A 13875-nucleotide genomic window follows, 5' to 3' on the forward strand; every position below is an offset into this window, starting at 1 on the left:
ACGTTTAATTGTGCCATTTTGACACGTACAAAATAAACAGAATGAAATAATTATAGGTTGATAAAAGCGTTGATTAATAGCAGACAAGCTTTGCTTTTACCGGGCTTTTCCGGCTGAAACCTGTTTATTGCACTATGATTGATCTGAGGTTATCCGTTCCAGCTCTTTTTTTTGTCATTTTCGTCACTGGGCTGTCATCCTGTCGCGAAAACAGGACAAAAGATATCCGCGATTACTACTTTCCGCTCCGGGAGCTGGAGGATGGGCTTGTTTATGAGTACCAGCCGGTACACCTGGATTCACTTACCCCTGCCTACTGGTATTACCGGTCGTTTATTCAGGAGGAAGGTGTGTTCCTCACCGGCACTTACTACGAGTATGGGCTGGTGCCCTTGCAGTTGGTGCGGGAGGAGCTGGTGCGCAACGGTATGCTGGTACAGGATGTTTACCTGTACGAAGAAGTGGCCGATAGTTCCGGGCAACAGAACCGCACAGCCGTTGAGGTGTTGCAGGGGAGTGCCTTCCCTTTTGAAGTGACGGACAGCTCGGGTGTATTTTTGTACAAAATCCGCTGGGCGCCTCCTCAGGACAGCGGTGCGGTGATCACGCTGGTCAAAAACCGGCGCTACCTGAAAGATACCCTTGTGCAGGCGTTGGGGGGAACCCATGATGCAGTGGTTTTTGAGGTTCGCGAGTTGCTTTCCTATGATAAGGAAGGTGTTTTTGAACAGGAATACGGCGGCCGGGAAATTTATGCGGAAGGCATAGGGCTGGTCTATTACGATAAGGAAATTGGCGGGAGCAGGGCGCTGAGTTATGCGCTTGAACGCCGGTATCCCATGAACGAACTAGAAGAACAGTATGAACAAAGAATCAGAGCAGCGCAGTAGACATGGATGGTTAGCGATAATCCTTTTTCTAGCCCCCTGGGCTTGCCTTTCGGCGCAAATCTCTCCGCCAGAGTTTTTGTGCGTCAGCAACGATACCCTGCGCTGGGACCTACCGGTTGTCAACTGCGGCCCGGTCAATGGTTATGAAGTCTACGCCAGCCAAAACGAGAACGGGCCTTACACCCTGCTGGCTTCCATTACAGATCCTGCTGCTGATTTTTTCTACCACGATTCGCCCGGTGCCGGCACCTGGTATTACTATTTGCAAACCAATGCCAACTGCCCCGGAGAACCGGTGATGGCTTCTGATACCCTCGATTCGCTTATTCCGCTGCCGGCGGTACTGCAGTCTGTCTCTGTAGAGAATGGGAATGTGGTAATCAACTGGGCCGACAGCCCTTCCCCGGAAGTCGTGGCCTACATTATTTCCCGGGAAGTGGACGGGGTCGGCTCGGTGGTCCTCGATACGGTCTTTTCCGGCAATACTTACCTGGATACCGGAGCAAGCCCGGGCGTACAACAAGAGACTTACTTCATTGAATCGATTGACCCCTGCGGCAATAAAAGTATTGTTGCAGCACCCCATTCGACCATTTTGCTGGAAGCCAGTGACTTCGATAACCCCTGCATCCGAAATGTGACGCTTTCCTGGACACCTTACATCGGATGGAATAGCGGCGTGGCGGAATACCAGATTTTCGAGGCGGGCGACAGTGCTTCCTGGGCATTGGTAGGAACCGTGGATGGAGCCGAAACCGAATTCCAATACGAAACGACCGAGAACGGGCGCGAGTATTGTTTCTCCATCGTGGCTATTCAAAATAACGGAGATCAGCAAGCCCGGTCAAATACCGTTTGCGCCACTGCCATGATCAACGATCCGGTGGAAACCCTTGTGATGGCCAATGCCACCGTTATGAATGGCAAGGTACAACTCCAATGGTTTTGGAACGATAATGCGCTCATTGACAGCTACACCCTGCAGCGGGCCGGTGCCAACAGCAATTTTGCCGGTTTGCTTACGCAGCCGCCAGTTCTGCCACTTAGCAATCAAAATACGTACACGGATGCCGGTATTAACCCTTCTGACGAGCCCTATTCCTATCAGGTGCTGACCACGGATGCCTGTGGCGTTGAAATGACCTCCAATACTGCTGCAACCATTTGGCTGCAAGCGGAGGGCCAAAACGGCATTAACACCCTGGAATGGACCCCCTACACCAACGGGCAGGGCACCCTTCAAGGCTACCGGGTCTTCCGATTGGAAGCCGGTGCGCCCATAGAACTGGGCTTTTTCGACGCCAACACGCTGACGGCTACCGATGAGGTAGACCTCAGCGACCCGGATCAGGCTCAGGCCTGCTACTTCGTGGAGGCAGAAACCATGGTTGGAGTCGGTACAGACACGGTGATAGCCCTGGAAAGCCGCTCGAACCTCGCCTGTGCGGTACAAACTGCCAAGGTCTACGTCCCCAACGCCTTTTCTCCCAATAACGATGGCGTAAACGACATTTTCCGCCCCTATCTCCAATTCGGCACCCCGATGGGCTACAACCTCCGGGTATTTGACCGATGGGGCGGTCTCGTCTTTGAATCTCAGGATTACAACCTGGGCTGGGACGGCCTGCGTGGCTCTGAGCCCCTAAACGTCGGTGCCTATGCCTATCAGCTCCGTATCGAGCAGGCAAGCGGTACCCTTATTGAGCGTTCCGGAGAGATCTACCTCGTTCGTTAAAAAAGAATAGCGGAAGGGAAACTTTATGTCCCGTTCCCCCGTTTTCCTATTGTCCTCAAGCAAAGGATAAAATTAGTGCCTAAAAGCTGGGTGCTTTTGAAAAAAGCTTTATATTTGCATTCCGCTAAAAATACAGCGGTAGACGGTTGGGTGGCCGAGTGGCTAGGCAGAGGTCTGCAAAACCTCGTACGGCGGTTCGAATCCGCTCCCAACCTCTAAGCTTTTAATTAAGCGGCTGTTTTTCAAAAAGTTATGACAGTCTAGCGGTAACTAGCAGTCATAATAGCAGTCGTTTCAAGAGTTTATGTAAGATTTAGGAAGGTCTGAGTTTCACTCAGGCCTTTTTCTTTTTTTGTGCCATCCACAATTAAATCCGCTGGTGCTACTTCTAGCAATTCAGCGGCTCTTACTAAATCTGTCAAATAAGGTTGCTTTCGGTTGTTACACCAACCGTTGACTGTGCCAAAGGCTAAATCAAGCCTCTTGGCAAGCCAAGTTTGTGTTCGGCCTTGCTCTTCGAGAACATGCCGAATACGGTTTAGCTCTACGTTTTTGGCTGTCATATGGTAGTTGTTATTTTAAACAAATATAGATATAAAAATGAATGCTCAAAATTTCTCCTAAAAGTTTTTTGAAAAGCAGGGTAGGGGAAAAGGTATTCTCTGCTGTTGAGAAGAAAAAGTATATAGGTTAAGTGTTATGAGTATAAGGCTGTAAATCAAAAGGATGGCAAATTAGGGTTCTTTCTAGAAGTTTTTAAAGTGTTTTGGTGAATTTATCTTGTGCATCTTGTGACAGGGGTTTAACCCTCTGTTAGTCAGTTTATTAGGTGTCACAACTTTACTTGTGACAAAACTGTGTGCATCTTGTGCAGGGTGTGCAAGAAAATGTAGACTTGCACCAAGTCTCCGATAATTATGGGATTAACCAGTTTAAAGGTTTTTTTGTGCCATCTCGATTGTTAATTTTCTAGACTACTAATAGCAGAAGCAAACAAAAATCAAAGAAGTGCTGTTTTTTCAATATTTGTTTTTACGAAAGTTGTGACTGCATGGATGTTAGTGAAGAAATTCGGGCAAGCAAGTTTAAAGACGAGTTCCATAAAGCAATGGTTAACTTATATTATACTTATAAGTGGTATGATGATATCTTGGGAGACCTTTTTAAAAGCTATAAGATTTTACCTCAGCATTTTAATGTCTTAATGATTCTTAAGGGAAGCCACCCTTCACCTTGTTCGCCGAAAGATATCAGAGAAGTAATGTTAGATAAAGGGCGTGATATAACCCGCCTTGTGGATAAGCTTGTTGCAAAAGGATATGCTACACGAGAACTAAACCCAGAAAATAGGCGTCAGATAAATATTTTCATTACTGATTCTGGCCAGAAAATGGTATCGAAGATGAACCAAGAACTGATAAAAAAAATCCAAAGTCTTAATAACCTCTCTGAAAAAGAAGTAACACAACTAAATGAGATATTGAATAAACTACGATCACAAAAAAAGAAATAATTAGTGGTCGAATCTTTTTTCTCCATCCTTCACCGTCTCCTCTCTTAAAGGGCTTTTAATCTGCTTTACGAGTAGTTATCGCTTAAGACGAGAATAAAAATTTTTATTTGTTGCAACAAATTTCGTTGAGACTTGTTTTTGTTTTCAACACCAGTTTTACTTTGAAGGTTATTGGTAATTCATTTAATCCTTTGACCTACTTTATTAGCTCAGGTCGATAAAGTTCAAAATGGACTCAAAACAAGCTTTAAAACCCTGAATTTCTGGGCAGAGAATTAATCAGCTTCTTCAAATCGTGATGGAATGACAGCAACTATCCTGATTATCTTATTTTTTCTAATTCTCCTCTTAGGCTTGTCTCTATACAATTTTGAGGTCCGAGCTGAGATACTAATCGATGAGACACCAGATAAAGTCTGGAAGACATTGATTCAAATGGAGAGGTATGGAGATTGGAATGATCAGCTTCAATTTATGGGAGGTACTCCCGCTAAAGGTGAGATAATAAAACTAAAACTATCAGTTGAAGGAGCTACCCCTTATGAATTTTCGCCTACAATCAATCATTGGGAAGAAGGTAAAAAATTTGGCTGGATAGCAAGAACAGGATTCCCTGGTGTTTTTGACGGGGAACACCTGTTTGAACTTGAAGAACGACAAGGTCAGACTTTTCTAATCAACAGAGAAAGGTACAGTGGGTTTTTAGCCCCCTTTATTCAACATCAGCCAATGATGAAAAATGCTCCGCAAGGATTTGAGAAGATGAATCAGCAACTCAAAAAATTTATTGATACCTCTAATGGCTAACAACTATGGATTATTCAGATTTTGAAATTCGCATCTCAACACTTCCTAGCTTAACTATCGTATCGGAGGGTATGGCGAGCCTATTTTATTAATGGAGTAGTGATTCCCAACTTTGGTCATTTATTAGCTAAGGAAAAATATCACGAGCTTTTTTATTCCATGGAGACCTTCTACAAGAAGCAGTAAATCTAGTAATCCTATTCACAAACATATCCAAGAATATGGGCTAACCATTAGAGATTCGTAAGGACAACTGATTTAATTAACAACTTAAAAATGGGAAAAATGAAAAAAGCAGTAGTTATCCTCTTTTTCTTTTTGGGGATTTGGTTGAGTTCTTTTGCTCAAAATAACAGTGTTTACACTGAGAAGTTAACAAAAGACAACACCACCCTTGTGATGGTAGATTTCTTGGGTGGTTTCGTACCTGGAATCAGGACTATTGACAGGAATCTTTTTTATGCTAACGCAGAGGCTTTGGCTAGAATTGGTGAGATTTTCAAGTTGCCTACAATTATGCTGGGTGACGAAGGCGGGTTTCGAGGTGAGTTTTTTCCCGCTGTAAAAGAGAACTTGCCTGATGCGATCTATGTAGAACGGCATACGGTAAGTGCTTGGGATGAACCGAACTTTAGAAAGGAAATTGAAAAAATCGGAAGGAAAAAGGTAGTACTAGGCGGTATTTCTATTGATATCTGTACTGCCCAGCTCACGCTGGATTTAATTCGAGCAGGCTATACAGTTTATGTAGTTGTGGATGCCTCGGGTTCAGATACAAACCTTAACGAAATAGCGGCTATGATGCGATTAACCCAAGCTGGAGCTATTATGATCAATTGGGGGACACTTGCTTCAGAATTGATGAAAGATTGGCAAACACCTGAAGGACCTGCGGTGGGTGAGCTATATCAGAAATACTCTTATTGGGGAAATTCAGAATTATCCAAATAACAAATAAATGAACGGGGGAGCAATCCCCCGTTACATTATGAAATATATTTTCACTATTTATTTTATCGTACTGATGTTTCCTTGCTTTGGACAGCCAGGCCCAATTAAAATATTCCGATATTTTGATGATTTCTCCTATTTGCAACAGTCAGATAGTTTGGAGAGGAATTGGTATGAAAAGCTAAAGTTTATTCCGCTACACGGTCAGTCCAATATTTCGTTTGGCGGCGAAGTGAGGGAAATGTATCAGTATTTCGATAATCAAAATTTTGGGGATATACCTCCATTCTTTGAAACGGATTCTGAGGGCTTTTTGTGGCACAGAGCAATGGTTCACTCAAATCTGAGGTTTAACAAAAGATGGAGATTATTCACCCAGCTTAATTCAACCTATACTCTTTTTAAGCGGAATCCCCTTACACCTGAGATTGATGAGAATAGATTGTCTCTTCATCAAGCCTTTGTGAGGGTGGACTTAACCAATGAGGGCGATTTCATTCAAGCTGGAAGGCAGGAATTTGGGAAAGGGACCCAACTCATTATTGGTATGAGAGAGGGGCCAAACACTCGCCTGACATTTGACGCATTTCTTATAGGCTCTGAAAGACAAAAACGAAATATTTATGCCTTTATAGCCACGCCAGTTATTTCTATGCAGGGTGTATTTGACGACAAATGGATCGATGAGTTGATCTGGACATTTTACGTCGTGAATAAATTAGGTAAGGACAATTTAGATGTTTACTATTTCGGCTTTCATGGAAGTGAAAGGGTATACAATGAAATTCAAAGTACAGAGGACAGGCAGACGATTGGATTAAGGTACTGGAGAGAGTCAAAAGGCTTGAACTATTCTCTGGAATCTAATTATCAGTTCGGGAACTTTAATACTCAGAATATTTCTGCATACAATATATCTTTTGAGGGAGATAAGGCAATATCGGATGCCATTGGAATAGGTATGCAACTCAATTACATCTCGGGGGATCAAGACCCCAATGACAAACGACTCAATACTTACAATCTATTATATTCTAAACCGCAGTTTGGGCTGGCTGCTCCAATAGGTTCGACCAACCTTATTAACCTAAAGCCTTTTATTATTCTTTTTCCCTTCAAGAAATTCCGAGCTACTCTGAGTAACTACTGGATTTGGAGGCAAAGTGATGTGGATGGTGTTTATACGCCAGCAGCTGTGCAAATTCGGCCAAGCATCCTAAATGATTCAGATGCCAAGTTTCTTGGTAATCAATCTACTCTGGAGTTATTCTATGCACTGAATACTAATTTTCAGTTCTTCCTTGATTATGCTTTGTTTCAGCCTGGAGCATATGTAAAAAATACTGGCAAAGGTGAAACACTAAATTACTTCTCATTTAAAACATCATTCAAATTTTAAATCATGAATTACACAGAAAGGGTTACGCCCGAAAACGCCGTTTTGGTTATGGTAGATTTTCTGGATGGATTTCTTCCAGGGCTAAGAACAATCGACCGTTCTCTTTTTAGAGCAAATGCCGAGGCACTGGCGAGAATAGGAAAAATCTTTAATCTTCCTACCATAATACTTGGTGAAGAAGGTGATTTTAGAGGGAATTTTTTCCCAGAAGTTATGAAGCATTTGGACCATGGTATTCGCGTTGAGCGTCATACACCCAGTGCTTGGGACGAACCAGAGTTCATAAAGACTATTGAAAAAATTGGTCGGAAGAAGGTCATCGTTGGGGGCATATCACTTGACATTTGTACAACTATGCTCACAATCGATTTATTAAGAAACGGTTATGATGTATTTGTGGTAGTAGATGTTTCTGGATCCGATACGCCTTTAAATGAAATGGCAGCTATGATGCGTTTGTCACAGGCAGGAGCTATCATGACCAGCTGGGGGTCACTTGCCAGTGAGCTGATGAAAGATTGGCAAACACCTGAAGGTCCTCATATTGGCGAATTGTACCAGGAATTCAGTTATTGGGGAAATCACGCATTGTAATGAGTAAATTACCTGCCAAATATTATATGATAGTGTTTATTTTTTTGATGACACTGTTTATTGGACTAATACTGTCATTTATTCTCACCTGGGTGAGTATGGGGTTTGTGGAAGATTTTCCCTCTATTTGGTTAAACAGGTTCTTAAGCACATGGATTATTGTAATTCCTACAGTAGCCATTGTGCTACCGTGTGTTCGTGCTATTACGAATCTAATAGTTGAACAAAATTCAAATAGCTAAAATATGAAAATAAAGGATAAAGTTGCCATTGTCGCTGGTGGCACAGGATCAGTAGGAGAAGGTATTGTTAAAGTACTTTTAAAGGAAGGAGCAAGAGTCATTGTCCCAGTGAGAATGGAGTCTAGAGGACAAAAACTGAAAAACTACGTTCAAGATGACCCCAATTTAATAGTCATACAGGCAACTCCCAGCGAGTATCGGTCAAATTTAGAATTGATCAAAAAAGTAGAATCAAAATATGGAAAGATTGATTTGGCTGTTGCTTCTTTGGGTGGTTGGTACCAGAAAGGCAGATTAGATGAAGTACCTCTAGAGGACTGGCTACAGATTATAGAAAACAACCTAAACTCTCATTTTATTTTTGCTAAATCATTGCTTGAGTATTTTCATTCAATTAATGCAGGCACTTATATAATGATAAATGGAGGTGCATCAGAAATGGTCGTACCCAATGCTGGACCAATGTCTATTATTGCTTCAGCTCAGAAGATGATGGCACAAGTTATAAGTGGAGAAGCCCAGGGTACAAATATCAAAGTTTATTCAGTCGCTGCCTTTACACCAGTGATTACACGTACCCGCCCTGTCGGTCAGCCTGGTTGGTTGAAAGCTGAGGATATAGGAGAGTACATCGTTGATTTAAGCACCAAAGAAAAAAATGGTCAAACAATTCATAAAATTCCCCAAACCTCTTAATTAATAGCATTCAGTTGATCAAAAGCCCTCTTGACTATTCTCCAGTTAAGAGGGCTCTATTTGCTTACCTCCACAGTTAATACCGCTGGAGCTAGTACTAGTGATTCAGCTGCCCTTACTAAATCTGTCAAATCAAGGTTGTTACACCAATCATTGACTGTGCCAAAGGCTAAATCAAGACTCTTGGTAAGCCAAGTTTGTGTTCGGTCATGCTCTTCAAGAACATGCCGAATACGGTTTAGCTCTACGTTTTTGGCTGTCATGTGGCATTCACTATTTTAAACAGATATAAATGTAAAAATGAATGCTTAAAATACCTTCAAGAAGATTTCTGAAAAGCAGGGTAGGGGAGAGGGTATTTTCTGCTGTTGAGAAGAAAAACCGTAAAAGAAAGACGTTATGAGTACGAGTCTATAAATTAGAAAGGTGGCAGATTGGGGTCCTTTCTGAAAGTTTTTAAAGTGTTTTGGTGAATTTATCTTGTGCATCTTGTGACAGAGGTTTAATCCTCTGTTAGCCAATTTATTAAGTGTCACAACTTTTCTTGTGACAAAGCTGTGTGCAGGGTGTGCAAGAAAAATCTTGAGGGTGGGCTAATATTTTAGATTCAAAAAGTCTTTTTTGTGGTATAATGACTTCTTAAAGGAAGTATGCTTTAAGAAATTGAGAGAAACAATTTGTTAAATAAGTGCATGTTTCAAATAAATAGTATAGTTTTACTGGTAACTAGGTAGTGTGATGGAAAGTAAAAGCATAGAGTTTAACAAGAGATCCGCCAAGCTCTTAGAGTTTATTGATTATGAGGATAGTAATGAATCTCCCGATGAGTATCTGGATCGACTGATTGCTGAATCTAAGCCTTATATGGATAAGATAGGAGACCCTGAAAATTGGCTAAATAATGTAAGAGGGTATGACGGATAATCCCAGGAAAATGTGTGCAGGGTGTGCAAGAAAATTCATTTTTGGAAAAGAAACAGGATAGCTATCCTGCTAAGGAATATTGCTTTGTGCAATTTCGTTTGCTATTCGCAAGGAAAGTGATAAATTGTGATAAAGAATTGGGTTATTCAACTTCATTTTACTAGTTCAAATGGCAACTGCTGATCAAATAAAGTCTCTTATTAAGTCTCATTATTCTGAGGATAAAGAGAGGTTCCCAACTATTGCCCTACAATTAGCCGCTAGTGAGGCAAGAAAAGGGCATAGCAGTCTTGCTCATGAGATAAAAACACTGATTGAGAAAGGAAGAAAATCTTCTTCTCATTTAAAGGTAATTCCACATAATCCAGATTTATCAGGTCTTGTTCAGCCGTTTGAAGCAGACAAAAAACTTGTCCAGCTGATTGCTTCTCCTGAACTTAAACAGAGAATAGACCGAATAATCCGAGAGTATTTGCAAAGAGGGAAACTGAGTAAATTTGGCTTTTCCCATAGGAGAAAGATTCTTTTAACAGGTCCTCCAGGAACAGGAAAGACTATGACAGCTTCCATCCTATCAAAAGAGCTAAAAATCCCGTTTTACGTTATTTTAGTTGATAAGATTGTGACTAAATATATGGGGGAAACATCAGCTAAACTTCGCTTAATATTCGATTTTATATCTAAGAATACAGGGGTTTATCTGTTTGATGAATTTGATGCAATTGGTGCCGAAAGGACACGAGATAATGAGGTCGGAGAAATGCGAAGAGTACTAAATGCATTCTTGCAATTTTTGGAACAAGATCAGTCAAACAGCTTTATCATCTCAGCAACTAATAACATTGAGCTTTTGGATCAGGCATTATTTAGAAGGTTTGATGATGTTTTGTTTTATCAATTACCAGGTAAGGATGAAGTTATCAACTTAGTAAAAAACAAGCTGGCTAATTTTAAGACTGGGTTTGATATTAGCTCTCTACCTTTCGATAAATTTAATGGTCTCAGTCATGCAGAAATCTCTCAAGCCTGTGATGATGCGATTAAAGAAACTATTTTGAATGATAAAACTAAGGTAACTAAAGCACTATTACTGGAGATGATAAGCAATAGAAAAGGTGTTTATTTTTCCGATAGGAGTTAGTATTTATTTATGTCTAAAAGCCAATATTCATTAATTTTCATCAAGGGTTCTAAAGAAGACCATTCCTATACCTCACCTCAAAGCGGTGGGCCAGGCTACCGATTACCCACTAGGAACAGAAGAAATCATGGGGATAGATTATTAGAAAAGCTTAATGATGCCTGGAGGGAATTTGAGGAGGTGAAAAATCAGCGTGAAGCAGTAGCACTTCCTGTTAGTCACGGTATATACTTGGAATTCAAAAGTAGGATAGGGTTTGATTTAGTCACGAAAAGTCTTGAGAATATTAAACAAGGCATAAGGCTATTGAATGTAAAGTCCAGTTCAGGAGGTGAACAGGAAACAGTGATTGCAACTGTTTATATACCAGCTGGGAAAGAGAATTATTTTATTTCAAAGGTACAAGCTTATCTTGACGAAGATACTTCAAAAGGCAACCCTAAGAATGCTCCATTGGTAGAAAGTATTGAAAACGTCCAACTTGCTATTTTCGAATCATTCTGGCAAGACTCTCCTGAACTAATTCCTGAGCAGAATCCTGAATGGTGTGAAGTTTGGATTAGAACAAATAAAAGGGATGCAGATTTAGTTGAGTTCGTTCAAACGTGTACAACACTTGGAATTGAAATCCAAAACAGTGCCATTTTTTTTCCTGAACGGACTGTTGTACTCGTAAAGGCTGATAAGGCCCAGTTAACTGAATTGTTTCAAGCATCGGATAAGATTGCAGAATATAGGAGGGCAAGGGAAACGGTTCGCTTTTTTGTAGAGCTTAATAATGTAGAGCAAACAGAATGGGTTGAAGATATTAGACAAAGAATAGAGTTAGATGAAGACATAGACACTTCGATATACATTCTGGATACAGGGATAAACAATGGTCACAGATTGATAGAACTGTCTTTATCAGATGAAGACCTACACAGTTATCTAGATGATTGGGGAGTTCACGATCACAAAGGGCACGGAACCAATATGGCAGGAGTCGCTATTTTTGGCGATTTATCAAAGGAACTGCAATCACAAGATCATATTGAACTAAAACATGTCATAGAGTCTGGAAAGATATTACCACCTACAGGGGAAAATGAACCAAAATTATATGGCTTTATTACTCAGCAACTCGTTAGCAAAGCAGAAATTCAGGCTCCTGAGAGGAAGAGGATTATTTGCATGGCGGTGACTACAGACCAATATGATCAAGGGAAACCATCCTCTTGGTCAGGTGCAATCGATTCTCTAACATCGGGTGCAGATGATGGAGTATACAGGCTAATAATTCTTTCTGCAGGTAATGTGCCTAAAGACTGGGGTAAATATCCAGAAATCAATTTAATAAGCTCAGTTCACTCACCGAGTCAATCTTGGAATGCTATTTCTGTTGGTGCTTTCACAGAGCTTACTAAAATTGAAGATGAGAATTTAAATGGTTATAGGCCTCTTGCACCAAGTCAAGGTCTTTCACCCTTCAGCACTACTTCTCTAACTTGGGAAACCACAAAATGGCCTATAAAACCAGACGTTCTTTTTGAAGGAGGTAACGTTGCAATCAATAATGATGATGGGTTTCCAACTGAATGTGATGACCTTTCGGTTTTAACAACTCATTATAAGCCAAATGATGCTCAGTTTGAATCCTTCTGTATGACCAGTGCGGCAACAGCAAAAGCATCGTGGATGGCGGCCAAGATTCAAGCAGAATACGCTGAGGCTTGGCCTGAGACAGTAAGAGGGTTGATTATCCATTCAGCTGATTGGACTGAAACAATGAAAGACCAGTTCTTTATAGGGGGATCGGATAAAGCAAAATATCGTAATTTAATTAGAGCCTGCGGCTATGGTGTGCCCAATCTTAACAAAGCAATCTACTGCACGAATAATAACTTAGTCTTGATTGCACAAGAGTCATTACAGCCCTTTAATAAAGAAAGGGGGAGCTACAAGACTAAGGATATGCATTTTTACGAACTCCCCTGGCCAAAGGAAGTATTGCTAAATATGGGTGATACTCCAGTAAAACTGAAAGTTACTTTATCATACTTTATAGAGCCAGGACCAGGTGAAGTAGGGTGGAAAGATAAATACAGGTATCGTTCCCATGGTCTTAAATTTGATGTCAATTCTGAGACTGAATCGAAGAAGGACTTTATAAAAAGAATTAATAAAGCAGCTAGAGATGAAAATGAAGATCTCGACACAACTAATGATAGTCAAAGATGGGCTATTGGATCACAAAGCCGTCACTTAGGTTCTGTGCATTCCGATTTTATCGAGAAAAGTGCAGTAGAGATAGCTTCATGTAACTTTATTGGGGTATATCCAGCTGTTGGATGGTGGAAACAGCGACATCACCTAGGAAAGTGGAACAAATCAACAAGGTACTCTTTGATTGTGTCTCTTGAAACTCCAGCACAGGAGGTCGATTTGTATTCTCCTGTTGCGGTCTCCCTTGAAATCCCTATCCAAATCTAAACAAAATTGGAAGTTTATAAATTCGGCCTACCACCCTTCACATCCCCCAAAACCTTATCAAAGATAAAGTCCAGATACTGGCGTTTGAAATCAGACTTGGCAAGTCCTTCATCGAAGTACTTTGTCGCAGCTGATGCAGATTTTAGTCTTTTCTTGAAATCAGTTTTTTCGAGCACGAAACTTTCAAGCTCCTCTTGATCCTGTTGTGTGTTCAGCTCTTCTGCCACATTTCCTATTCGTCGCTTAACAGTAAAGTTAATCTTTCTCCCATTGTATAGAGAAATCTGTAATTGTTAACCTTTTACTTCGTCGCTTGGGAGTTGATATGGTGGGGAGGGTTAGTGATGCTTCACATCCTCATTAGACTTGTTCAGCTAGGCCTGAACGAGCGAAAGTGTAGCAAATTTTATTTTGATCCAGGCAAAAAACGTAGGCGATGCCTAAGCATCGGCGAGGCTTTTTAACGACGAGCAAGATAAAATTTGCCACTTGCAGCCGTTTGAGGCTCTAG

14 protein-coding genes and 1 tRNA gene are annotated in these 13875 nt (G+C 41.1%); 13 read left to right on the forward strand and 2 right to left on the reverse strand.

The annotated features are described in order from the left end of the window. Positions 1–134 precede the first annotated feature (134 nt). From MRY86_RS07750 to MRY86_RS07760, 3 genes are all read left to right on the forward strand, one after another. Positions 135–890 (forward strand): hypothetical protein, encoded by a 756-nt coding sequence (locus tag MRY86_RS07750; RefSeq protein ID WP_293570447.1) that lies wholly within the window; start codon positions 135–137, stop codon positions 888–890. Further along, positions 862–2625, forward strand: coding sequence for a gliding motility-associated C-terminal domain-containing protein (locus MRY86_RS07755; RefSeq protein WP_293570446.1), 1764 nt, complete (start codon positions 862–864; stop codon positions 2623–2625). Before MRY86_RS07750 ends, MRY86_RS07755 begins: the two co-directional genes overlap by 29 nt. Positions 2626–2769: 144 nt before the next feature. After that, positions 2770–2840 (forward strand) — tRNA-Cys (locus MRY86_RS07760). Positions 2841–2927: 87 nt separating this feature from the next. Here MRY86_RS07760 and MRY86_RS07765 read toward each other — a convergent pair. Beyond that, the gene (locus tag MRY86_RS07765) at positions 2928–3188 is read right to left on the reverse strand and encodes a helix-turn-helix transcriptional regulator (protein WP_293570445.1); all 261 of its coding nucleotides are present in this window, start codon (positions 3186–3188) and stop codon (positions 2928–2930) included. Between the two features lie 488 nt (positions 3189–3676). On the opposite strand from MRY86_RS07765, the gene MRY86_RS07770 reads away from it, so the two are divergent. The 10 genes from MRY86_RS07770 to MRY86_RS07810 all read left to right on the forward strand — a co-directional run bounded on the left by MRY86_RS07770 (position 3677) and on the right by MRY86_RS07810 (position 13364). Beyond that, positions 3677–4138: a MarR family transcriptional regulator gene (locus MRY86_RS07770; protein ID WP_293570444.1), complete on the forward strand. Its 462-nt coding sequence runs from the start codon at positions 3677–3679 to the stop codon at positions 4136–4138. Positions 4139–4441: 303 nt separating this feature from the next. Then, positions 4442–4945: an SRPBCC domain-containing protein gene (locus tag MRY86_RS07775; RefSeq protein WP_293570443.1), complete on the forward strand. Its 504-nt coding sequence runs from the start codon at positions 4442–4444 to the stop codon at positions 4943–4945. 285 nt (positions 4946–5230) lie between these two features. Next, positions 5231–5896: an isochorismatase family protein gene (locus tag MRY86_RS07780; RefSeq protein ID WP_293570442.1), complete on the forward strand. Its 666-nt coding sequence runs from the start codon at positions 5231–5233 to the stop codon at positions 5894–5896. 37 nt (positions 5897–5933) lie between these two features. Continuing rightward, entirely contained in the window at positions 5934–7295 is a 1362-nt protein-coding gene (locus tag MRY86_RS07785) for an alginate export family protein (protein WP_293570441.1), read from the forward strand. Positions 7296–7298: 3 nt separating this feature from the next. After that, positions 7299–7889: an isochorismatase family protein gene (locus MRY86_RS07790; protein WP_293570440.1), complete on the forward strand. Its 591-nt coding sequence runs from the start codon at positions 7299–7301 to the stop codon at positions 7887–7889. Positions 7890–7936: 47 nt separating this feature from the next. Beyond that, complete coding sequence (locus tag MRY86_RS27145) at positions 7937–8131, forward strand: DUF2798 domain-containing protein (RefSeq protein WP_366145560.1); 195 nt, start codon at positions 7937–7939, stop codon at positions 8129–8131. Between the two features lie 3 nt (positions 8132–8134). Further along, positions 8135–8827: an SDR family oxidoreductase gene (locus MRY86_RS07795; protein WP_293570439.1), complete on the forward strand. Its 693-nt coding sequence runs from the start codon at positions 8135–8137 to the stop codon at positions 8825–8827. Positions 8828–9565: 738 nt separating this feature from the next. Then, positions 9566–9751, forward strand: a complete 186-nt coding sequence (locus MRY86_RS07800) for a hypothetical protein (protein ID WP_293570438.1) — start codon at positions 9566–9568, stop codon at positions 9749–9751. Between the two features lie 169 nt (positions 9752–9920). Further along, complete coding sequence (locus MRY86_RS07805; protein WP_293570437.1) at positions 9921–10892, forward strand: ATP-binding protein; 972 nt, start codon at positions 9921–9923, stop codon at positions 10890–10892. A 9-nt stretch (positions 10893–10901) separates the two neighbouring features. Then, positions 10902–13364, forward strand: a complete 2463-nt coding sequence (locus tag MRY86_RS07810; protein WP_293571202.1) for a S8 family peptidase — start codon at positions 10902–10904, stop codon at positions 13362–13364. 14 nt (positions 13365–13378) lie between these two features. Here MRY86_RS07810 and MRY86_RS07815 read toward each other — a convergent pair whose 3' ends face one another. Further along, the gene (locus MRY86_RS07815; RefSeq protein WP_293571204.1) at positions 13379–13591 is read right to left on the reverse strand and encodes a hypothetical protein; all 213 of its coding nucleotides are present in this window, start codon (positions 13589–13591) and stop codon (positions 13379–13381) included. Between the last annotated feature and the right edge of the window lie 284 nt (positions 13592–13875).

Origin of the sequence: Phaeodactylibacter sp., assembly GCF_022763345.1 — a bacterium.
Classification (GTDB): Bacteria; Bacteroidota; Bacteroidia; order Chitinophagales; family Saprospiraceae; genus Phaeodactylibacter.

Excerpts from the sequence above, each read along its gene's own strand:
- MRY86_RS07790 (WP_293570440.1), top strand. The coding sequence starts at position 7,299 with ATGAATTACACAGAAAGGGTTACGCCCGAAAACGCCGTTTTGGTTATG.
- MRY86_RS07810 (WP_293571202.1), top strand. The coding sequence starts at position 10,902 with ATGTCTAAAAGCCAATATTCATTAATTTTCATCAAGGGTTCTAAAGAA.
- MRY86_RS07795 (WP_293570439.1), top strand. The coding sequence starts at position 8,135 with ATGAAAATAAAGGATAAAGTTGCCATTGTCGCTGGTGGCACAGGATCA.
- MRY86_RS07780 (WP_293570442.1), top strand. The coding sequence starts at position 5,231 with ATGAAAAAAGCAGTAGTTATCCTCTTTTTCTTTTTGGGGATTTGGTTG.
- MRY86_RS27145 (WP_366145560.1), top strand. The coding sequence starts at position 7,937 with ATGACACTGTTTATTGGACTAATACTGTCATTTATTCTCACCTGGGTG.
- MRY86_RS07765 (WP_293570445.1), bottom strand. The coding sequence starts at position 3,188 with ATGACAGCCAAAAACGTAGAGCTAAACCGTATTCGGCATGTTCTCGAA.
- MRY86_RS07805 (WP_293570437.1), top strand. The coding sequence starts at position 9,921 with ATGGCAACTGCTGATCAAATAAAGTCTCTTATTAAGTCTCATTATTCT.
- MRY86_RS07775 (WP_293570443.1), top strand. The coding sequence starts at position 4,442 with ATGACAGCAACTATCCTGATTATCTTATTTTTTCTAATTCTCCTCTTA.
- MRY86_RS07785 (WP_293570441.1), top strand. The coding sequence starts at position 5,934 with ATGAAATATATTTTCACTATTTATTTTATCGTACTGATGTTTCCTTGC.
- MRY86_RS07770 (WP_293570444.1), top strand. The coding sequence starts at position 3,677 with ATGGATGTTAGTGAAGAAATTCGGGCAAGCAAGTTTAAAGACGAGTTC.
- MRY86_RS07800 (WP_293570438.1), top strand. The coding sequence starts at position 9,566 with ATGGAAAGTAAAAGCATAGAGTTTAACAAGAGATCCGCCAAGCTCTTA.
- MRY86_RS07755 (WP_293570446.1), top strand. The coding sequence starts at position 862 with ATGAACAAAGAATCAGAGCAGCGCAGTAGACATGGATGGTTAGCGATA.
- MRY86_RS07750 (WP_293570447.1), top strand. The coding sequence starts at position 135 with ATGATTGATCTGAGGTTATCCGTTCCAGCTCTTTTTTTTGTCATTTTC.